The sequence below is a fragment of the Burkholderia sp. A2 genome, assembly GCF_001729305.1.
GTDB classification, from domain to species: domain Bacteria; phylum Pseudomonadota; class Gammaproteobacteria; order Burkholderiales; family Burkholderiaceae; genus Burkholderia; species Burkholderia sola.
The window spans coordinates 253,908-276,279 of the sequence record NZ_LZXX01000105.1 but is presented as its reverse complement, the minus strand read 5'-3'; the positions used below and the strand labels follow the sequence as shown (position 1 = coordinate 276,279).

At 65.5% G+C, this 22,372-nt stretch carries 10 protein-coding genes; 5 read left to right on the top strand and 5 right to left on the bottom strand.

The window, feature by feature from the left end:
• Positions 1-11: 11 nt before the first annotated feature.
• Complete coding sequence (gene uvrA / locus A9Z05_RS21700) at positions 12-5,906, bottom strand: excinuclease ABC subunit UvrA (RefSeq protein WP_069619872.1); 5,895 nt, start codon at positions 5,904-5,906, stop codon at positions 12-14.
• A 471-nt stretch (positions 5,907-6,377) separates the two neighbouring features.
• On the opposite strand from uvrA, the gene A9Z05_RS21695 reads away from it, so the two are divergent.
• The 4 genes from A9Z05_RS21695 to A9Z05_RS21680 all read left to right on the top strand — a co-directional run bounded on the left by A9Z05_RS21695 (position 6,378) and on the right by A9Z05_RS21680 (position 13,707).
• The gene (locus A9Z05_RS21695) at positions 6,378-7,115 is read left to right on the top strand and encodes a response regulator transcription factor (RefSeq protein WP_069619871.1); all 738 of its coding nucleotides are present in this window, start codon (positions 6,378-6,380) and stop codon (positions 7,113-7,115) included.
• Between the two features lie 1,017 nt (positions 7,116-8,132).
• Positions 8,133-11,660: a YadA-like family protein gene (locus A9Z05_RS21690; protein WP_069619870.1), complete on the top strand. Its 3,528-nt coding sequence runs from the start codon at positions 8,133-8,135 to the stop codon at positions 11,658-11,660.
• Positions 11,661-11,772: 112 nt separating this feature from the next.
• Positions 11,773-12,567, top strand: coding sequence for an OmpA family protein (locus tag A9Z05_RS21685; protein ID WP_069619869.1), 795 nt, complete (start codon positions 11,773-11,775; stop codon positions 12,565-12,567).
• Between the two features lie 69 nt (positions 12,568-12,636).
• Positions 12,637-13,707, top strand: a complete 1,071-nt coding sequence (locus A9Z05_RS21680; RefSeq protein ID WP_084044379.1) for an NYN domain-containing protein — start codon at positions 12,637-12,639, stop codon at positions 13,705-13,707.
• 125 nt (positions 13,708-13,832) lie between these two features.
• Here A9Z05_RS21680 and A9Z05_RS21675 read toward each other — a convergent pair whose 3' ends face one another.
• Complete coding sequence (locus tag A9Z05_RS21675; RefSeq protein WP_084044377.1) at positions 13,833-15,575, bottom strand: HAMP domain-containing sensor histidine kinase; 1,743 nt, start codon at positions 15,573-15,575, stop codon at positions 13,833-13,835.
• Positions 15,576-16,126: 551 nt separating this feature from the next.
• On the opposite strand from A9Z05_RS21675, the gene A9Z05_RS21670 reads away from it, so the two are divergent.
• Positions 16,127-16,897, top strand: a complete 771-nt coding sequence (locus A9Z05_RS21670; RefSeq protein ID WP_256122063.1) for an EAL domain-containing protein — start codon at positions 16,127-16,129, stop codon at positions 16,895-16,897.
• Between the two features lie 93 nt (positions 16,898-16,990).
• On the opposite strand, the gene A9Z05_RS21665 is transcribed toward A9Z05_RS21670, so the two are convergent.
• From A9Z05_RS21665 to A9Z05_RS21655, 3 genes are all read right to left on the bottom strand, one after another.
• Positions 16,991-17,983, bottom strand: coding sequence for a beta-ketoacyl-ACP synthase III (locus A9Z05_RS21665; RefSeq protein ID WP_069619866.1), 993 nt, complete (start codon positions 17,981-17,983; stop codon positions 16,991-16,993).
• Positions 17,984-18,049: 66 nt separating this feature from the next.
• Positions 18,050-18,379, bottom strand: a complete 330-nt coding sequence (locus A9Z05_RS21660; RefSeq protein ID WP_069619865.1) for an acyl carrier protein — start codon at positions 18,377-18,379, stop codon at positions 18,050-18,052.
• A gap of 92 nt (positions 18,380-18,471) precedes the next feature.
• Entirely contained in the window at positions 18,472-22,356 is a 3,885-nt protein-coding gene (locus A9Z05_RS21655) for a type I polyketide synthase (protein WP_084044375.1), read from the bottom strand.
• Between the last annotated feature and the right edge of the window lie 16 nt (positions 22,357-22,372).

Genomic DNA, 22,372 nt, shown 5'->3' with positions numbered 1-22,372 from the left:
ATGCAACGCGGTCAGCCGACCCGCGCCGCACCCTGCTGCACCGCTTCGGCGCCTTCGCTGGCCGTTCGCGCCAGCACCGGCTTCAGCGCCTGCCCGGTATGGCTCGCGCTCACCTTCGCGAGCGCTTCCGGCGGCGCCGCCGCGACGATCGTGCCGCCGCCCACGCCGCCTTCCGGGCCGAGATCGATGATCCAGTCGGCTTCCGCGATCACGTCGAGGTCGTGCTCGATCACGACGACGCTATGCCCCGCATCGACGAGCCGGTGCAGCACGCGAATCAGCTTCGCGACGTCGGCCATGTGCAGGCCGACCGTCGGCTCGTCGAGCACGTACAGCGTGTGCGGCGCCTTCTGGCCGCGGCGCGTGATGTCGTCGCGCACCTTCGTCAGCTCGGTGACGAGCTTGATGCGCTGCGCCTCGCCGCCGGACAGCGTCGGCGACGGCTGGCCGAGCGTCAGGTAGCCGAGCCCGACATCCTTCATCAGTTGCAGCGGATGCGCGATGTTCGAGATCGGCGCGAAGAACGCCACCGCCTCGTCGATCTCCATCGTCAGCACGTCGCCGATGTTCCGGCCGCGCCACGTGACCGCGAGCGTTTCCGGATTGAAACGCTGCCCGTGGCACACGTCGCACGGCACCTTCACGTCGGGCAGGAAGCTCATGCCGATCGTGCGCACGCCTTGCCCTTCGCACGCGGGGCAGCGCCCGTCTCCGGTGTTGAACGAGAAACGCGACGCGGTATAGCCGCGGGCGCGCGCTTCGAGCGTATCGGCGAACAGCTTGCGGATCGTGTCCCACACGCCGATATAGGTCGCCGGGCACGAACGCGGCGTCTTGCCGATCGGCGTCTGATCGACTTCGAGCACGCGGTCGATCTGCTCCCAGCCGCTCAGCGACTCGCAGCCCTGCCACGCATGCGTGACGTTCAGCGACGGCCGCGGTGCGCTGCGCGCGAGCACGCTCGAGCGGCGGTTGGCGGCCGGCGCGTCCTGCTGCGCGGCCTTGCGCGCACGCCGCGTGGCGGGCGACGACAGCACCGAGCGGCCGACCGCGTCGAGCAGGTTCGTCATCAGTACGTCGCGCGCGAGCGTCGACTTGCCCGAGCCGCTGACGCCCGTCACCGCGACGAGCCGCGCGAGCGGAATGCCGACCGTCACGTCGCGCAGGTTGTGCAGCTTGGCGCCATGCACGGTCAGCCACGCTTCCGGCGCGGCTTCACCGCCCTTCTTGCCCGGCAGGCTCACGCTGCGGCGCGGCTGCAACGGGTGCAGCATCGGCTGCGCGAGCAGACGTCCCGTCACCGAATCCGGCTGCGCGGCGAGATCGGCGACCGCGCCTTGCGCGACCAGCGTGCCGCCGCGCTTGCCGGCGCCCGGGCCGACGTCGATGATGTGATCCGCGCGGCGGATCGTGTCCTCGTCATGCTCGACGACGACCAGCGTATTACCCTTGTCGCCGAGCTTGCGCAATGCGTCGAGCAGGATCTGGTTGTCGCGCGGATGCAGGCCGATCGTCGGCTCGTCGAGCACGTAGCACACGCCCTGCAGGTTGCTGCCGAGCTGCGCGGCCAGCCGGATCCGCTGCGCTTCGCCGCCCGACAGGCTCGGCGCCGCGCGGTCGAGGCTCAGGTAGCCGAGCCCGACTTCCTCGAGAAACGCGAGGCGGCTGCCGATCTCGCTGACGATGTCGCGCGCGATCTGCGCGTCGCGCCCGATGAGTTCGAGCGCGTCGATCCAGCGACGCGTGTCCGACACCGTCCACTGCGCGACCTCGACGATCGGATGCGCGTCGAACGTGACCGCGCGCGCGGACGGGTTCAGCCGCGTGCCGTGGCAATCCGGGCACGGCTCGTTGCCGACGCCTTCCGGCTCCTGCTCGTCCGACGGCAAGGTTTGCTCGCGGCCGCGATCGTCGCCGGCGAGCACCGTGTCGTCGTATGCGGCGCGCTGTTCGCGCGTGAGCGTGACGCCGGTGCCGACGCAGGTCGTGCACCAGCCGTGCTTGCTGTTGTACGAGAACATCCGCGGGTCGAGTTCCGGATAGCTCGTGCCGCACACCGGGCACGCGCGCTTGACCGACAGCACCTTGACCGCGCCGACCTGCGCGGTCGAACGATCGTTCTGCATCGCGTGGTGCAGCCCGTCGAGCGGCGCGAGCAGGTGCATCACGCCCTTGCCGAGCTCGAGCGTCTCGTCGAGCCTGCGCCGCAACTCGGCCTCGTTGTCCGGCGACACGACGATATCGGCCACCGGCAATTCGATCGTATGCTCGCGGAAGCGGTCGAGCTTCGGCCACGGATCGACCGTGACGAACTCGCCGTCCACACGCAGATGCGTGCTGCCGCGCGCCTTCGCCCACTTCGCGAGATCCGTATACACGCCCTTGCGGTTGACGACGAGCGGCGCGAGCAGCCCGACGTGTTCGCCGCGATGATCGCGCAGCAGTTGCGCGGCGATCGATTCGACGGATTGCGACGTGACCGGCGTGCCGTCGTGAATGCAGTGCTGCAGGCCGAGCTTCACGTACAGCAGCCGCAGGAAGTGCCACACCTCGGACGTGGTCGCGACCGTGCTCTTGCGGCCGCCGCGCGACAGCCGCTGCTCGATCGCGACGGTCGGCGGAATGCCGTACACCGCGTCGACCTCGGGGCGCCCGGCCGGCTGCACGATCGAGCGCGCATACGCGTTCAGCGATTCGAGGTAGCGGCGCTGGCCTTCGTGGAACAGGATGTCGAACGCGAGCGTCGACTTGCCGGACCCCGACACGCCGGTGATCACGTTGAACTTGCCGTGCGGGATGTCGACGTCGAGCGACTTCAGGTTGTGTTCGCGTGCATTGACGATGCGCACGACGTCCTCGCCTTCGATCGCACGGCGCGCGCGCGCCGCGTTCAGCACGGTCTGCAGCGGCACGCCTTCGTCGGCGCGCCCTGCTTCGCCGTCCATCTCGCGGTCATACTGCAGCAGCGCCACGCCGGTATGCGATTCGGCGCACGCCTTCACGTCGTCGGGCGTGCCCGCGCACAGCACGAGACCGCCGCCGTCACCGCCTTCCGGGCCGAGATCGATCAGCCAGTCGGCCGCGCGGATCACGTCGAGGTTGTGCTCGATCACGATCAGCGAATGGCCGGCCGTGAGTAGCTTGCCGAACGCCTGCATCAGCTTCGCGATGTCGTCGAAGTGCAGCCCGGTGGTCGGCTCGTCGAACATGAACAACTTCGCGCGTGCGATGCGCGCCTCTTCCGTCGCGACCCGGCGCCCGTTGGCCGCCGCCGCCGACTCCGCAAGGAAGCCGGCGAGCTTCAGGCGCTGCGCTTCGCCGCCCGACAGCGTCGGCACCGGCTGGCCGAGCTTCACGTATTCGAGGCCGACGTCGACGATCGGCTGCAACACGCGCAGCACCTCGGCATCGGTCGCGAAGAACGCGGCTGCTTCGCTGACGGTGAGATCGAGCACGTCGGCGATGTTCAGCGCGCGGCCGTCGCGCTCGATGCGCACTTCCAGAATCTCTGCACGATAGCGGCTGCCGTCGCAGTCCGGGCAGCGCAGGTAGACGTCGCTCAGGAACTGCATTTCGATATGTTCGAAGCCCGAGCCGCCGCAGGTCGGGCAACGGCCGTCGCCCGAGTTGAAGCTGAACGTGCCCGCGCCGTAGCCGCGCTGCAGCGCGAGCGGCGCCTTCGCGAACAGCTTGCGGATTTCGTCGAACGCGCCGACGTAGCTCGCCGGGTTCGAGCGCGTGGTCTTGCCGATCGGCGACTGGTCGACGAACACGACGTCGCCGACCTGGTCGGCGCCCGTGAGGCTGCGGTACGCGCCCGGCGATTCGGTCGCCTTGCCGTGGTGCCGCGCCATCGCCGGATACAGCACGTCCTGCAGCAGCGTGGATTTGCCGGAGCCGGACACGCCCGTCACGCATACGAGCCTCTGCAGCGGAATCTCGACCGTCACGTCGCGCAGGTTGTGCTCGGTCGCGCCCTCGAGCACGATGCGCGGCGTGTTCGCGTCGACCGGGCGACGCGCCCAGTTCGACGCATGCGCGACCTGCTTGCGGCCGCCGAGATACTCGCCCGTCAGCGTGTGCGCCGAACGGATGTCGCCGGGCGTGCCGTCGTACACGATCGTGCCGCCGCGCTCGCCCGGGCCGGGCCCCATGTCGATCAATCGATCGGCCGCGAGCATCACCGACGGATCGTGCTCGACGACGACCAGCGTATTGCCCGCGTCGCGCAGCCGCTGCATCGCCTCGACGATCCGCGTGAGATCGCGCGGATGCAGCCCGATGCTCGGCTCGTCGAGCACGAACAGGGTTTTCGTGAGCGACGTGCCCAGCGCGGTCGTCAGGTTGATCCGCTGCACCTCGCCGCCCGACAGCGTGCGGCTTTGCCGGTCGAGCGTCAGATAGCCGAGCCCGACGTCGCACAGGTATTTCAGGCGCGTGCGCACCTCGGCGAGCAGCAGCTTCAATGCATCGTCGAGCAGCGCGCTCGGCAGCACGATGTCGTCGAAGAAGCGCCGGATGCGCTCGATCGGCAACAGCATCAGGTCGTGCACCGTCAGGCCCGGCAGCGCTTCGAGCTGCGCGCGGCTCCAGTCGACGCCGCGCGGCATGAAGCGATCGGCCGGCGCGAGCACCGCGTCGGCGTTTTCCTTCGAGCCGAGCCGCCATTGCAGCGATTCCGTCTTCAGGCGCGCGCCGCCGCACACGTCGCACGGCGTGTAGCTGCGGTATTTCGACAGCAGCACGCGGATGTGCATCTTGTACGCTTTCGATTCGAGGTAGCCGAAGAAGCGCTTCACGCCGTACCACTGGCTCTGCCACTTGCCGTTCCAGTCGGGCGAGCCGTTGACGACCCAGTCGCGCTCGGCGTCCGTCAGCTCGGACCACGCCACGTCGCGCCGGATGCCGGCCTTCGCCGCGTAGCGCATCAGGTCGTCCTGGCACTCTTTCCACGCGGGCGTCTGCATCGGCTTGATCGCGCCGCCGCGCAGCGTCTTGCGCGCGTCGGGAATCACGAGGCCGAGATCGACGCCGATCACGCGGCCGAAGCCGCGGCAGGTTTCGCACGCGCCGTACGCCGAATTGAACGAGAACAGCGCCGCTTGCGGCTCCGCGTAGCGCAAGTCGCTGTCGGGGTCGTGCAGCCCGGTGGAGAAACGCCAGATCACCGGCTCCGCCACCGCGTTTTCCGCTTCGGGCGCGAGCACATACACGTTCACGCGGCCGCCGCCGCGCTTCAGCGACGCCTCGATCGCCTCGACCACGCGCACCTTGTCGGCCTGTTGCACGCGGAAGCGGTCGGCCACCACGTCGAGCAGCTTGCGCGGCCCGGTGGGCGACGCGGCTTCGCGCTGCGCCTGCACGCGCGTGTAGCCGCTTGCCGACAGCCACTGCGCGATTTCCTCATCGGACACAGCTTCCGGCAATTCGACCGGGAACGTGACGACGACGCGCGGATCGTCCGCCTGCGTGCGCGCGACGAGCTCCGCGTAGATCGTTTCTGGCGTGTCGTGCCGCACCTGCCGCGCGGTCTTGCGGTCGAACAGCTCGGCCGCGCGCGCGTAGAGCAGCTTCAGATGGTCGTTCAGCTCGGTCATCGTGCCGACGGTCGAGCGGGAACTGCGGACCGGGTTGGTCTGGTCGATCGCGATCGCGGGCGGCACGCCGTCGACGCGTTCGACCTGCGGGCGATCCATCCGGTCGAGGAACTGCCGCGCATACGCGCTGAAGGTTTCGACGTAGCGCCGCTGGCCTTCCGCGTACAGCGTGTCGAACACGAGACTCGACTTGCCGGAGCCCGACGGGCCCGTCACGACCGTCATTTCGCCGGTGCGCAGGTCGAGATCGAGGTTCTTGAGGTTGTGCTGACGTGCTCCGCGAATGCGGATCAGATTGCTGGATGACAATTTGCCTGCCCGTCTGAATGAGTTAGCCGGAATTCACGGTGCCGGAACGCTGCGGCGGATGCCCGCAGGCGCGGCGCACGGGCCGCAAGGGTTGGACCTGTGCGGCTCGAGTTCGACGGATACTATACTGTATATTCATACAGTTTTCCATTACCGCTACGACACGGCGAAATGGTCATGCGGTCGCACGCGCCATTGTCTGTCCGCTGGCCCGAAACCGCACTTCTTTATCTGAAAGCACGCGCCGGGCAAGTAAAAAATTCTGGAAATAAAAGCGGTTCCGTCTCTTTTTACCTACGGCGAAAATCCTCCGACGAATTCACAAAATGTCACAATCGCATCTATTACCGATGATTTATATTGCCTAACCGTTTGTTCCAGACGGACCAAAAAGCAAACGTTTGCTTGCTCGCCGCCCGATGTTTTTCAGGTGTCGGCCGACAAGCCGATCACGTTAGTCGGGGTGCATGAATGCGCATACTGGTGGTAGAGGATGATCCCGTTCAGGCCGAGGAAGTCCAGAGCGCGCTGGCTCCGTACCGTCACACGATCAAGGTCGTCGTCGACGGCGAGCAGGCGTTGCGGTTCCTGCGATCCCAGTCCGTCGACGCGGTCGTGCTCGACTGGCACTTGCCCAGCATGACCGGAATCGAAGTACTGAACTGGATTCGCACGCGCGCCGACGTCGAATACGGCGTGCTGTTCCTGACCAGCCGGGTCCAGGAACTCGACGTCGTCAGAGCACTGGAGGCCGGCGCCGACGATTACCTGACCAAGCCGTTTCGCGCGGAGGAACTGGCCGCGCGCGTCAACGCGCTGTTGCGCCGAGTCGCGCGCAACGTGAAGCGCGACGAGCCGATCCGCGCGGGCGAGTACGTGCTCGATCCGGTGGAACGCGCGGTCCGGCTTCGCGACAGCAAGATCGAACTGACGACCAAGGAATTCCAGCTCGTCGCGTGCCTGTTTCAGAACCTCGGCAAGATCATGTCGCGCGAGTTGCTCGCAACCACGGCGTGGGGGCGCGAACTGGGCACGGAATCGCGTTCGCTCGATACGCATATCTACCGGATCCGGCAAAAGCTGAAGCTCGGCATCGAGAACGGCTTGCGACTGTCGGCGATCTATACGCTCGGCTATCGGCTGGATCAAATCAAGGCGACGATCGACGTCCCGTGCGACGCCAGGATGCTGGTCGAAGATCAGGCTTGAGCAGGCACGCGTGCCGCAGGCGGCGTTGCCTGCGGCGCGGCGCAGTGCATCGCCTGCCGCGCCTTCATGCGTTGTCGGAAAAATGTGCGCACGCCTGGTGCGCGGGCGCGGTCATTTTCCACATTACTTACGCGACAGAAAATTCGTTGTCCTATTAATTTTTCCGACGTGGCGCGCCGTTCGCCGCGCTTGCCGGGCGACTCGTCGAACGCGGCCCATTCGCTAGCGGTGGATGGGCATCGCGATCCATCACGATGGATGGTGGGTCATCGCAGTTCCGTAGCTCACGCAAAGATGACAAATGTTCACTTTTTGATTTTCCCGTCCTCTCCTAACATCTAGCCATCACAAGCGGCATTAAATTCAATGCATTCTCACGAGAAATGCAAATTCGAATTACCAAATGGACAATCGCCCTCCCCCGATTTAAAGATTACGTCGCATCTTAATGCACGGACACACAATTATTCAGGCAACGAAGCGGTTTTATAAAGTAACCTCGATCCATCACCAGATCGTAACTTATCCCGATAGAGATACAGTGATGTCGAATCTCACGAGACAATCCGTGATTATCCAGAGTGCATCTCGTTTCACTGGATATCGCCTGCACGGCGCGCCGGTCTTCCGCGCCCGCGCAAGCGCGATTTGCAACCGTGCCCGACCCGGCTCATCCGCGTGGCTCCGCCGAGATCAGAATCCGGATCGAGCGGGAACGACGGTCGATTCCGCCGACGCGTTTCAAATCCGCCCCAGTGACGCAATCAATGAGGCAATGCGTGATTCAGCCAAACCCGCACCATGCGCATATTTCACGTAAACCCGTTTCCGCATCGGCATTGCGGAAATCTGGCCACACGGAAGGACGATACTCGTCAATTCCCCCTCGATCCGTGGCGCCATAATTTCGATCTATTGATTGGCTGATCATCTCGCGATCTTTCTTTGACCATAAAAGTTAGCATCACTACTGAATTTTCCATTACAGAACGTGATAATTTCACATGGAGCATCAACATGAACAGAGTGCACAAGATCATATGGAGCAAGTCGCGTGGGACGCTTGTCGCCGTGTCGGAAATCGACACGGCGGGCGGTAAGGCGCAACGAGGCATCGGGGCAGGCGCGGTCGCCCAACGTGGCACGCCAAGTGTTCAGTCTTTGCGCGTCAAAAAGTTCGCTGCGGCGATCATGTCGCTATTCGTCGGCGCAGTGGCGAGTCCCGAATACGCGTCGGCCCAGTACCAGGCGGGACCCGGCTCAACCGCCGCCGGCACGGCCGCGACGGCAGTCGGCACCAACACCGTCGCGAATGGCACGGGGACCAGCGCATTCGGGCAAGCCGCGACGGCAACCAACAGCAGTTCGACGGCCATCGGCGGCAACAGCACAGCGAGCGGTATCGGTGCGAGCGCAATAGGACATCAAGCGCTGGCGACGGGCACCAACTCTTCGGCGCTCGGTGCCTCGGCAGCCGCGACGGGGGAAAACGCCAGCGCATTGGGCGATTTCTCGACGGCGTCCGGCTCCGGCAGTACGGCGCTGGGTGCAGGCTCTCGTGCGAGCGCCGACAACGCCCTATCCGCCGGATTGAACTCGGCCGCTTCCGGCATTTCATCGATTTCCCTCGGGAACGCGTCGGTTGCATCCAACAATTCCGCAACGGCGCTCGGCGCAGGAAGCACCGCATCAGGTGATCATTCGACCGCGTTCACGACGCTGTCGACTGCAGCAGGCGATTATTCGATCGCCGTGGGGTTCAAATCGATCACGACGAACACCGCCGCCGCAGGCGTGGCGCTCGGATCGGGCGCGTCGGTGAGCGGCGCATCCGGCATCGCGATCGGCGTGAACAGCGGCGTGTCGGGCGTGAACGCGGTCGCGATCGGCCCGGGCGGGACAGCCGGTGTCCCTGGTTCGGGTACGCAGGCGACTGGCGACCAGTCGATTGCCCTCGGCTACAACGCGCTCGCCAGCGGCACCACTTCGCAGGCATTCGGCGGGCAGGCAACGGCCAGCGGCACCAGTTCGATTGCGGTCGGCAATACCGCGACGGCGTCCACGCTGTTCGGCATCGCCGTCGGCAACCTGGCAACCGCTGCCGGCATTTCCGGCGTTGCATTGGGCGCGGGCGCGACCGCGAGCGCCGACAACACCGTGGCACTCGGCGTGAATGCCGTTTCATCGGCATATGGCGGCGTCGCGATCGGCGTCAATTCCCAGGCGCTGGCCGGATCGACCGTCGCGTTCGGCGACACCAGCCAGGTCACTGCGGCCGCGGGCGCGGGTTCCATCGCCGGTGGTCACAACTCTCAGGTGACGAGCGGCACGGGCGCCGTCGCGCTCGGCGAAGGTCAGACCGCCAGCGGGAACGGCGCGGTGGCGATCGGCGATCCGAACACCGCCATCGGCAACGGCGCAGTGACGATGGGCGCCAACAACACCGCGAACGGCAACGGCGCGATCGCGCTGGGCAACACGAACGTCGCGACGGGCCAAGGGTCGGTCGCACTCGGCAACGCGTCGCAAGCCAACGTCGCGGGCGCGATCGCCATCGGCGACACGGCAACCGTCCAGGCCGCCGCAACGAGCGGCGTCGCGCTCGGCTCGGGCGCCAACGCGAGCGTCGCCAACAGCGTGGCGCTCGGTGCGAATTCGACGACCACCGCCGCCACCCCGACCCCCAACGCAGTGATCGGCGGCGTGACCTACAACTTCGCGGGCACGGCGCCCACGGGCGTCGTGAGCGTCGGCGCACCGGGCGCGGAACGCCAGGTCCAGAACGTCGCCGCAGGTCAACTGAGCGGCGCCAGCACCGATGCCGTCAACGGTTCGCAGCTGTTCGCGACCAACGAACAGGTGACCGCCAACACCACGGCGATATCGAACATCACGAACGGCGCAGGGATCAAGTACTTCCACGCGAACTCGACGCTGGCCGACAGCCAGGCCACGGGGACGGACAGCATCGCCGTCGGCCCGCAGGCAGCCGCGAGCGCGGCCGACAGCTTTGCCGTCGGCAACGGCGCGCAATCCACCGCGGCGAGCGCGATGGCGCTCGGTGCGCAGACGACCGCTTCCATCGCGGGCGCGGTCGCCATTGGCGCGGGTTCCATCGCGGACCGCGCCATCGCCGCCGGCAGCGGTACGATTCCGGCCGGCACCCACACGGTACCGTTCAACACATCCGACGCGACGCTGCTCGGTGCGGTCTCGTTCGGCAGTGCTTCCGGCAACACGTACCGCCAACTGATCAACGTCGCCGACGGCACAAGTGCCCACGACGCCGTGACGGTCCGCCAACTGACCGGCGCACTGCAATCGTTCGCCGTGACGCCGACGATGTACTTCCACGCCAATTCGACCGCAGCCGATTCGCTCGCCGTCGGCGCCGAGTCGATCGCGGTCGGGCCGACCACCGTCGTCAATGGCGACAACGGTGTCGGCATCGGCAACGGCGCGATCGTTCAGCAGACGGCGCCCGGCGGCGTGGCAATCGGCCAGGCCGCGAATTCCGGGCAGGCCGATGCCATCGCACTCGGCAGCGGCGCGAATGCGACGGGGCCGCAGTCGATCGCGCAAGGGGCCAACGCCGTCTCGAGCGCATCGGGCGGCATCGCGCTCGGTTCGGGCGCGAACAGCAGCGCGGCCGATGCAATCGCATTGGGTGCCGGGGCAAGCGCGAACTTCGCGAACAGCATCGCGCTCGGCGCCGGTTCCGTCACGACGGTCGGCGCGCAGTCGAACTACATTGCGTACGGCCTGAGCAGCCCGCAATCGTCGGCCGGCGAGGTCAACATCGGGAACCGCAAGATCACCAGCGTGGCTGCCGGGTCGGCAGGCACCGATGCGGTCAACGTCAGCCAGCTCGAAGCCGTCAACCAGAGTCTGACAACCATGATCCAGAACCTCAGCAATACCAACGGCGGAACCGGCGGCTTCCCGTCGACGCCCGGCTCGTCGACGCCGCCCGCTTCGACCGGTTCGAACTCGTCGGCCGGCGGCAACGGCGCAGTCGCGTCCGGCTCGAACAGCACGGCCGTCGGCAACGGCTCGACCGCGTCGGGCGCGGGCTCGACGACGATCGGCGCCGGCTCGACGTCGTCCGGCAACAACTCGGTGGCGCTCGGCACGGGCAGCAACGACGGCGGACGCAACAACGTCGTGTCGATCGGCACGGCGACCTCGACGCGACAACTGACGAACGTCGCGGCCGGCACTGCCCCCACCGATGGCGTCAATGTCCAGCAGTTGAATGCCGCGGTCGGCAATGCAAACGCCTATACCGACGCGAAGATTCAGGGCCTGCGGCGAGACGCGGACGGGGGCACCGCCAGTGCGATGGCCGTCGCGGGTCTGCCGCAGCCGTCGGGACCGGGCAAGAGCATGGTCGCGATCGCCGGCAGCGTCTATCGAAGCCAGTCGGGCCAGGCAATCGGCATCTCGACGATCTCCGAAAACAATCACTGGATCTACAAGGCCGCCATCACGACCAATACGCGCAACGACTACGGCGCGGTGATCGGCGCGGGCTATCAGTGGTGATCGCCCGAACCTGACGTCCAACCGGAATGCACGACGACTGCGCGCAACGTTTCGGCGATCGTTGCCGCAGTCGTTGGGTGCGCCGCTCCTCACACGACGAGAGATACTGATCATGAAAATCCAATGGGCACTTGCGCTGTCCGCCAGCCTGCTTTGCGTTGCCACCCTCGAGGGCTGTGCTGTCGACGGCCCGCCCCGCTTTCCCGATCCGCAGTCCGCCAGCCCGAAGGGCGGCACCTTCGTGAACGTGGACAACCTGCGTAACGTCGGGCCCGGCCTGAACAAGGACCAGATGTTCGACCTGCTCGGCCCCCCTCACTTCAACGAGTGGTTCGTCGGCAGCCATGTCTGGAACTACCTGTTCAACTTCCGCCGCGGAAACGAAGTCGTCGCCTGCCAGTACCAGGTGCGATACGACCAGCACATGAAGGTGAGCGACACCTACTGGCGCGATCCCGCATGCGCGGACTTCGTGCGGACGAAACCGGTCGCGCCGGCGGTCGCGGCGGAACAGCCGGTCTCGACCATCGAGCAGTTCACGCTGCAGAGCGATGCGCTGTTCGCGTTCGGGAAATCGAGCATCGATTCGATGCTGCCGGCCGGCAAGGCGCAGCTCGACGATGCGATCGAACGGATCAAGCGCCACAAGGAGGTCACGGGGATCGTCGTCGTCGGGCATACCGACCGTATCGGCAGCGACAAGGTCAACGAACCGCTGTCGAGGGCGCGCGCGCAGACGGTCCGCGGCTATCTGGTCTCGCATGGGCTGAACGGCAGCATCATCCAGGCGGAAGGCGTGGGATCGAGCGAGCCGGTCACCCATTGTCCGCCGGGCCGCAGCAGCGCCGTGATCGCGTGCCTGCAACCCGATCGCCGTGTGTCGATCACGGTGAGCGGCCGCAACTGAAAAACCGCGGAGCCCGTGGCGTCGATCACGCATCGCCCGTGTGATCGGCGCCACCCATCGAACCGACAGGTGAAACCGGTCGAGCGTGCCGCCGGGCGGCAAGCCATTCATTGCGCGCGCAAGATGCTCTTCGCGACGTTCGATCATCGCGCTCATCGAACCGCCGCCGGGATGGCAGCAGGCCGCGGCGGCGCAATTCGCGTATCGCACGCCACGCGACGGCCGACGCGCCAGCACACCTTTAGACCCGGGGCCATGCCGAATCGCGCGGTTCGACGGCACTTGATTCGGTTTCCTGATCGAAAGCCAACAGCATTCCGGAAGACGATGATGAGAAGGGTCGGGGTTTATGTAGACGGAAGCAGCATGGACGCGAACGGCGGTCACATGATGCGGTACGAAGTGCTGCGCGCGCTCGCGGGACGCGCCGGCGCGACGATCCAGCGCCTGCACGCGTATCTGAGTTTCGACGAGCGCCGCGCGGCACGCTCGGCCGATTACGACGTACGGATCAAGGGCTATCAGGCCGCCCTGCGCGACAAGGGATTCCGCGTCACGGTGAAGCCGCTCAGACACTATGCGGACGAGGATGGCACGGAGACGGTCAAATCGAATTCGGATCTCGGGATGGCAATCGACGCGCTGTCCGAATCGGACAGGCTCGATACGGTCCTCGTCGCGACCAGTGACGGCGATTTCGTCGAAGTCGTACGAGCGCTGCAAAAAAAGGGATGCCGGGTCGAAGTGCTGGGGTTCGACAACGTGCCGCTCGAGCTGCGCGATGCAGCCGATCAATTCATCAGCGGTTACCTGGTCCCTGGCCTGCTGCCGATCCGCGACGCCGCCCCTGGCCTGCCGGCATGGGGGCAAGTCGGGTCCCGCGTGCGCGGCCTGTGCAATCGGTTCGAGGAGGATGACGGGTACGGCTTCATCGCGTTCTGGGCGTCGCTGCCCGATACGCCGCTGCTCGCGGCAGCCGAAACCAGCCCCGCCTACTTCCGCAGCAGCAGCTTTCTGGATTCGTCCGCGCTCACGCGGCTGCCGTCCCGAAGCACGGTCCTGGAGTTCGACCTCGCCCCGCCGGCAAAGCAGAACGGCGCGCTCGAGGCGCGCCGAATCCAGGTCGTTTCCGCCGTCTAGCCCAGCGAGGCGCCGCGACGATCGGCGCGCGCCGCCACGCGGCCGGTGAATCGCACGCCGATCGGCCCGGCGGCACTCATCCCGTTTTTCCGTTCGCACGACGCGGGAACGCAACTGCGCCGCGCTCAGTCGCCCATTGTGGCATCGTGATCGTGCCTCGACAGGAACATGAGGAACGTCGTCCCTTCGCCGACCTTCGATCGGACCTGCAGCTTTCCGCCGAGCGAATCCACCACCGTCTTCACAAATGCCAGGCCGAGCCCATGCCCGGACATCGATGCATGACCGTCCAGCTGCGTAAATTCCCGGAACAGCTTCTCCTGATCCCGTTCGGATATGCCCGCTCCATAATCGGTGACGGCGATCTTCACGTGCCGATCCGTGGCGGACAACTCGACGTCGACCGTCGACGCTTCCCGCCCGAACTTGATCGCATTGCCGATCAGATTGACGAACGCGCGCCGCAGCAACTGCACGTCGGCGATCGTGCTGAGCCCCGGCTCCGCCGTCAGATTGATCGTCGTGAATTTCGCGCTTGCCTGCGGCAGCAGATCGTCCACGGCATCCCCCAGCACCAGCGCGGGATCGACTTCGGCCAGCTTCGGCGGCAGGTTCTCGGCCTTGGCCAGGAACAGGAAATCGTCGGACAGGCTGAGCGCGCGCGTCGCATACTGCGACACCAGTTCCGCGAATCGCTGCGGCGTGTACCGCGACGGGTCGCGCTGCATCTGGGAAACCAGCGCGAGAATGGAAGCCTGCGGGGCTCGCATGTCGTGCGACAGGAAGCGCAGCGCCATGTCCCGCTGCCGCTCGGCCATCCGTACCGAAGAGACATCCGCGACATGGAACACCAGCGCGCCCTCGCCATGGAACGACGGACGGATCAATGCGCACTTGATCAGCAACGACAGGCCGCCGCGCGCATTGGCAATCTCGATGCCCTGATCGAGCTGGGATTTCGTTCGCGCCGATAGCGCGTCGCCGTCCGGCCAGTGATCGAGCGACGCCAGCGCCTGCGCGGCAAACTCGTTGGCCCGGTGCGACCCGGTGATCTGGAACAGTACGTCGGAAACCGCGCGTCCGACCGGCGAACTCCCCGCCCGCGAATGCGCATCGCGATTCGCGCACAAGGACATCACGCGCGCGTTCGCGAGCAGCACGGTCCCCGCAGCCGACGCGATCAGCGTCGCCTCCGGCAGACTGTCGACCCATGCGTCGATCAGCGCGCGATACCGGCGCACTTGCGTGTCCAGCATCGCAACGCGACGCAACTGCCGCTGAACCGGATCCATGCAATGCCCGGCCTGGACAGGCTTCGCATGCAGCACGGGTTCGGTCGTCATCCGGTCCGTCAGCAACGCAGTGAAGCGCAACAAGGCTTCGAGACGTCGCCATGCCCACAGCAGGTAGGCGAGTACGCAGATCAACATGCCGGTCGCGGGCGGCATGATCCGGCCTTGCCAAGTGAAGAGGGTGGAGGCGGTCGCCGCGATCGCGGCCGACATCCCTACCGCCGCGAACAAGCCGGCCGAGGGACCGAGCCTGTAGAGCAGTGTGCAAATCGCGACAACGATCAGCTCGTTGAACAGCAGTTCCGTGCCGACACCGACGCGGCCGGGCACCGCCAGCCCCAAAAAAGCCTCGTCGACGCGCTGCAATGCATGTGCCGCCGTCAAGATCAGGCAAATCAGCATGAGCGCGAACGTCAGACCTACCCACTCGATTGCAAGGTTCGACGGCGCATGCCCGGGCGCCGTCTTGCCCTCGTCACATGAACGGCGCCATCGTGGCACAAGAAATCTTCCGAACATGTCGATCAGATGATGCTCCATCAATATCGCATTGGGCAACATTTGAAACAACTGCATCAAACGTTGCAAATCCCCCCGACTCGAATACAGACAACCAAAAACCCAATTTTTATTGAATAAATTTATTATTTTTTCAAAAAAAATTCATTTGCAAAAAATTCACAAACACACCACCCAAACAATCTTATCTTATAGTACATAATCCAACAACAAAAGAATCACTTCCAATGTATCTATTGTATTACAATTTAAAATAAATTGTAATTTATTTTTAAATAAAATCAGAATGCAATTCGATATTTTCGGTGCTCGTTTCGGGTATTTCATACCGGACAAGAGTGCCACCCAAAGCCGACCACGACATTACAAAACGTGAATCGCATTTTTGATTCGCAACACGCATAAAGACCGCTACATCATCCGAAAAACAAGCATCTAAAAATATCGAATTCCAAATCAACACCGTTAAACAAATTTACATTTGATCACTTTTCGATATTGAAAATTTCAGCCCCGCTCCATAGAATTGGTCGGTCAAACGACGAAGCCATTGCCTCCATCGGCCTGCATAAATGTTCACAAACAGCACATTTGCGTCAACCCATCCATTGAACGATGCCGAACGGGGACTTCGTCAGGACGAATTCTTTTTCCTGATGCAACCCAAATTCGCATTGCAGGCATCTCGCCTATCCGGCTTCGAGTATCTGATGCGCTGGCGACATCCCGAGCGCGGTGTGCTGGAACCGGCATCGTTCCTCAGCGTGATCGAGGATTCGTTCCTTGCCGCACGATTCACCCACCTCCTCACCGAGCACGCGACACGCACGCTCGCGAAGTGGACGGCGGCCGGATACGACGAATTGGCGCTTGCGATCAATTTGTCGTCGCGGGAACTGGGCCATGCGGATTTTCCCGGTCAACTGGTTACGCTGCTGAAATCGCACGGCATCGATCCGGGCCGTTTCGAGATCGAACTGACCGACGTCGTGCCGCCCGCCCGGCTCGACTGGCTGGTAGAAGCCATCCATGCGGTGCAGGCGATTGGCGTGCGTGTCGCGCTCGACGACTTCGGCGCCGGCTTCAACTCGTTGACGCTGCTGCAGCAATTGCCTGTGGACATCGTCAAATTCGATCGCTCGCTGATCCGCGACGTGCTGCAGAACGGCGAGTCCACGCGTGTGCTCGAAACCCTGGTGTATCTTGCAAAAGGTCATGGCAAGCAGATCGTGATTACCGGCATCGAGACGGCAGAGCAACTCGAATGGGCCAGCACGCTGCCCGGTGTCGAGGGCCAGGGCTTCTACCTCGGCGAACCGCTGTGCGAAGCGGACGTCGATGGTTTCATTGCGAGCCGTCAACGCAGCCCCCTCGCGTAGACAGGCATGGCGCCCGCCCTGCCCGACCCATGCGCGACGCACCGACAGGTTCGGGCGGGTCACACGATTCCGATGCGACAATCGACCCTCGATCTACCACCGGATCAACGCCGAACCCCACGTAAAGCCCGAACCCATCGCCGGCGTCAGGACCAGATCGTTCTCCTTGATGCGCCCATCGGACACGGCCTCGCTCAGCGCCAGCGGAATCGACGCCGCCGACGTATTCCCGTGCTTGCCGACGGTGAGCACGACCTTCTCCATCGGCAGATTCAATTTGACGCCGAGCGTCTGCACGATGCGCTGGTTCGCCTGATGCGGCACGATCCAGTCGACGTCGTCCTGGGTCAGGCCTTGCGACGCGAGTGCTTCCTGCGACGCTTCGGCGAGGTTGACGACGGCATGCAGGAACACGTCGCGCCCCTCCAGGTGCATCTTGCCGGCGCCCTGCGTCGACGATACGCCGCCGTCCGTGTGAATCTTGTCGTGATATCGGCCGTCGGAATGCAGATGCGTGGTGAGAACGCCGCGCGGCGCGTCACCGTCGCGCCGTTCGGCGCGCAGCACCACCGCGCCCGCGCCGTCACCGAACAGCACGCAGGTGTTGCGATCCTCCCAGTCCACGATGCGCGACATCGTCTCCGCGCCGATCACGAGCGCGGTGCGAGCCTGGCCGAGCCGGATCATGTTGTCGGCGACCGACAGCGCGTAGACGAAGCCCGAACACACGGCCTGCACATCGAACGCCGCACCGCGCTGCATGCCGATTGCCTCCTGGACGCGCACGGCCGTCGCGGGCATCGTGCGATCGGGCGTGCAGGTCGCGAGCACGATCAGGTCGACGTCGGCGCCGCCGATGCCCGCTTGCTTCAGCGCAGCCTTGGCCGCGCCGATCGCGAAATCGGACGTATGCTCGCCGCTCGCCGCGATACGGCGCTCCTTGATGCCGGTGCGCTGCGTGATCCACTCGTCCGACGTGTCCACCCTGCGCGCGATGTCATGATTCGTCATCCGCTGCTCGGGAAGCGCCGAGCCGCAACCGACGACGCGCGAGATCCTGTTATCCGCGCGAGTGATGTCCGCCATCTTCCATACTCCGGTGAAGGTCGATAAGGAGCCGGGCGACCGATCGATCGCAACCGGCGCACGCCGTTACCAGTTACCCGCGCTCGCGCTTTCGCCTGGCACCGTGTCGGCGGCCGCGTCGTGCCCGCCCAGCGACACGAGATGTTCGGCCAGCGACATGAAGGTCGGGTAATCGTAGAGCACCGTGTCGTCGATCTTGATCTTGAGCCGCTCTTCTAGGAAGAACGCGAGTTCGACCGAATGCATCGAATCGAATCCCGCGTCGGCGAAGGTCTGGTCGAGATCGGTCGGGACCTGGAGATTGTTCGCTTCGGCCCACTCCTGGATCCACGCGAGAATGGTCTGTGCGGTCGCCGGGGTTCCGCTCACGTTTGCTGCTTGAAGTTGGTCGCTCATGGCATCGATCTCCTGCTGTCGGATTGAGAAGGAAAGGCGCGGCTCGGACCGGGCCTTGTATGGGTGAAACGGTTGAAGCCGACACACGCCGCCTAGGTGGACGTCGCCCGCACGAGCGAGTCGGCCACCGCATCTGCGGTGCCGACGCCGTCACCGAAGCACTCCGCGACGCGACGCGCCGAGGGCTCGCGCACGATCGAGTTGTGATCGTCGTCGAACACGCTCACCGTGATGTCGCCGTGCGTGAGAAGCCGCAGGCTCTGCGTCGCCTGCGCGCCCGACAGGTTGCCCGGCGTGCGCGCGGCAAGCGCGTACGCAATGCGCGTGTGCACCTGTTGCGGGCGGTGACGCGCGAGCGCCAGCGCACTGGCCGCGTGCAGCCGCGCGATATGCGCGAACATCGCGGGGTCCGCGCGCCGCCGTACGTCGCCGAGGTAAAAGTCACGATCGAGCATCGCATCGAAGCGCGGATCGGCAAGCCATGATTGGACAACCTGCGTGACCTCGACGGCCGAAAACTCGCTATCGAGCTCGCGCAGTCGCATCGCGAATTCGCCGTCGTGTAGCGGGGTATCGACGATCGTCAACGGCGGCGCGGCAAGCCCCTGCGCTTCCCACTGCGCGGCCATCTCGTGCGCGACGATGCCGCCGAACGACCAGCCGCCCAGCAGGTCCGGCAGCTTGCCGTGTGCGGCGAGCAGCGCCGCACGATAGCGCGACGCCAGTTGCCCGATCGACAGATACGTCGGCGCGCGGCCCGGGTCCGCGTATGGATGGCGGACCGCGACGATCGTCGGATCGCCGGGCCACACGGCGGCCAGATCCTGATAGCACAGCACGTTTCCGCCGACCGGATGCACGAGCGCGACGAGCGGCCCGGCGCCCGAGCGCAGCGTGACGACGAGATCGCGATCGTCCGCTGCGGCGGATGCCGGCTGCAAGTCGCGCGAGACGATTTCCACATCGGGCGTGCTGTCGCGCGACGCGCCGAGCCATCCCGCCAGCGTCGACAGCGACGCGCCGCGCGCGAGCATGGTGATCGGCGGCATCCGGCCGAAGTGTTGCTGCAGGCGCACGCGCAGTTCGGTCAACGCCAGCGAGTCGAGTCCCTGTCCGACGAGCGCGACGTCATCGGCCAGGACGACGCCATCCGGCGCGACAGCCGCCGCGATGGCTCGCAACGTCGTCAGCACCGGCTCCGCGTACGCACGTGCGGCCGCCTCGCCGAGGTCCACCGCTTGCGACACCGCGTGGGGCACAGCCTCATTCGCCGCGATGTCGTGCCGCTGTTGCACGCGGCCGTGCTTCGACCCGGCACCCGCGCGATCCGGGAACGGCAACTCGAAGCGCTCGGCCTCGAACGGATAGGTCGGTGCTTCGGCCGGCCGTGGCGCACTGCCATACAGCCGGCTCCACGCAATCTTCTGCCCCACGCTGTAAAGCCGCGCACACGCATGCGCAAAGCCGGCCGATTCCGTTTCCTCGTCGCCTTCCGGCCCGTCGGCGAGCGACGAGATCGCGCATTCCCAGTCGCCGCCCGCCGCGGCGCGTGCGAGCTTGGCAAGCGCGGCGCCGGGCCCCACTTCCAGGAAAAGCGTCTTGCCATCGGATGCCGCGACCAGCGCCTCATGAAAGCGCACCGGCTGCTCCACGAGATCGAGCCAGTGCTCGACGCTGGCGATCGCGCCCGTCGCGCGTTCGCCGGTGAGCGTGGAAATGATCGGAATCGACGGCGACGCGAATTTCAGCGGTTCGAGTGCGTGCCGGAATGCATCGCGCATCGACCGCAACATCGGCGAATGGCCGGGCGTGTCGTAGGTCTTGAGCAGCGACACGCGCTTGCCGGCCGCGATCATCGCGTCGTGAACCTGCGTGACCGCGGCCTTCGTCCCGCTCACGACGGTTTGCCCGGGCCCGTTGATGCCCGCCACGAACAGGTCCGAGCCGAACGTGAAGCGTGCGGCAAGCTCGTCGGCGCCGGCGGCGACCGCGAGCATTGCGCCGGCCGGCGTCGCCGTGTCGAACAGCCGGCCACGCGCCTCCACGGCCTTCAGGCCGTCGCCGAGCGACATTACGCCGCCGATCACGGCCGCCACATGCTCGCCGAGCGAATGCCCGATCAACAGTTCGGGGCGCACGCCAAGATTCATCCATGTACGCGCCAGCGCGTAACACACGATGAAGTGCGCGAGCTGGCCCGGATGATGGCGTACGGATTCGGCGGTACGGCCGAGAATCGCATCGAGCACTTGCCGCGCCGTCTCTGTGTCGAGCTGACCGACGCATGCATCCGCATGTTTGCGGAACATGCCGTTCTCGTCGTACAGATTCGCACCGATGCCTGGCTGCCAAGCCCCTTGACCGGGTATCAGAAATGCGACGCGTGGCTTTCTCGGGTGCTCGCCCGCGTGCCATCGCCCCGTAGGATCCGCCGCGAGAAACGCATCGAGCGCCGCGACGCAATCCCCTTTCGTCGAACCGACCAGCGCGACGCGATAATCGAAATGGTCGCGCCGCACACACGAGGTGTGGCACGCATCGCGCAACGGCGTCGACGTCTCCGCGAACCACGCACGCCACGCGGCGGCAACTCGCCGGAGTGCTTCCGGCGACCGACCCGAGAGCGTCAGCACCCGTTCCCGTGCGACGTGCACGGCGGCATCCGGGGTGCGGTCCGGCGCGGCAAGGATCAGATGGACGTTCGTGCCCGTGATGCCGAAGCCGCTCACACCGACCAACGCGTCGCCTTCGCCGAGCGGCATACCTTCGCGCGGGATCTCGAGCTGCGCGCCTTCCCATTGGAAACGCGGGTTCGGCGTCGTGAAGTTCACCTGCGCCGGCACGTGTCGATGACGCAGGACCAGCATCGCCTTGATGAAGCCGGCCATGCCGGCCGCGCCCTCCAGATGGCCCAGCTGTGATTTGACGGAGCCCACCCGAACCGGTTTGTCGCGCGTGGCGTGGCGCGCATAGACGTTGCGCAGCGCGGAGAGCTCGATCGGATCGCCGAGGGCGGTGCCCGTGCCGTGCGCTTCCACGTACGCAACGGCTTCCGGACGGATGCCCGCGCGAGTCAGCGCGCGACGGATGACGGCCTCCTGCGCCGCGCCGTTGGGGGCCGTGAGTCCGTTGCTCGCGCCGTCGCTGTTGACGGCCGACCCTACCAGCACGGCATCGATGCGGTCGCCGTGCGAGCGCGCATCGTCCAGTCGCTTCATCACGAGTGCGCCACCGCCTTCGCCGCGAATATAGCCGTCGGCGTTCGCATCGAACGGACGGCACTGCCCGGACACCGACATCGCCTGAAGCCGCGCGACGCCGATCGTTTCCTCCGGCCCGAGGATCAGGTTCACGCCGCCGGCGATCGCCACGTCACATTCGCCCGCCTGCAGGCTCTGCGCGGCAAGATGGATCGCGACGAGCGACGACGAGCACGTCGTGTCGACGAAGATCGCGGGCCCGCTCAGGCCCAGCACGTGCGCGACGCGGCCCGGCGCCATCGCGCGCAGATTGCCGAGCTTCGAATAGGTGGTGATGCGCTCCGGATCGCCGGACCATACCGTGCGCCGGCCATAGTCGGCTTCGCCCGTCGTCATGAACACGCCGACGTTCGTGCCGCGCAGCTGCCCCGGCGCGATGCCGGCGTTTTCGAGCGCGGCCCATGCGAGTTCGAGCATCCAGCGCTGCTGCGGATCCATCTCCATCGCCTCGGCCGCCGACGTGCGGAAGAGCTTGCGGTCGAAGCAGAATGGATCGTCGACGTAGCCGGCCACGCGAGAATACGTGGTGCCCGGTTCATGCGGATCGGATGAATAGAATGCGTCGATATCGAACCGCTCGCGCGGTGTTTCGCGAATCGCGGTGCGGCCCGAATTCAGCAGCGCCCAATAGCTCGACGCGCACGACGCACCACCGGGAAAACGGCACGACATGCCGATGATGGCGACGCGTTTCGCGTCAGTAGTTGACCGATCCATACCGTTCTCTCAGCAA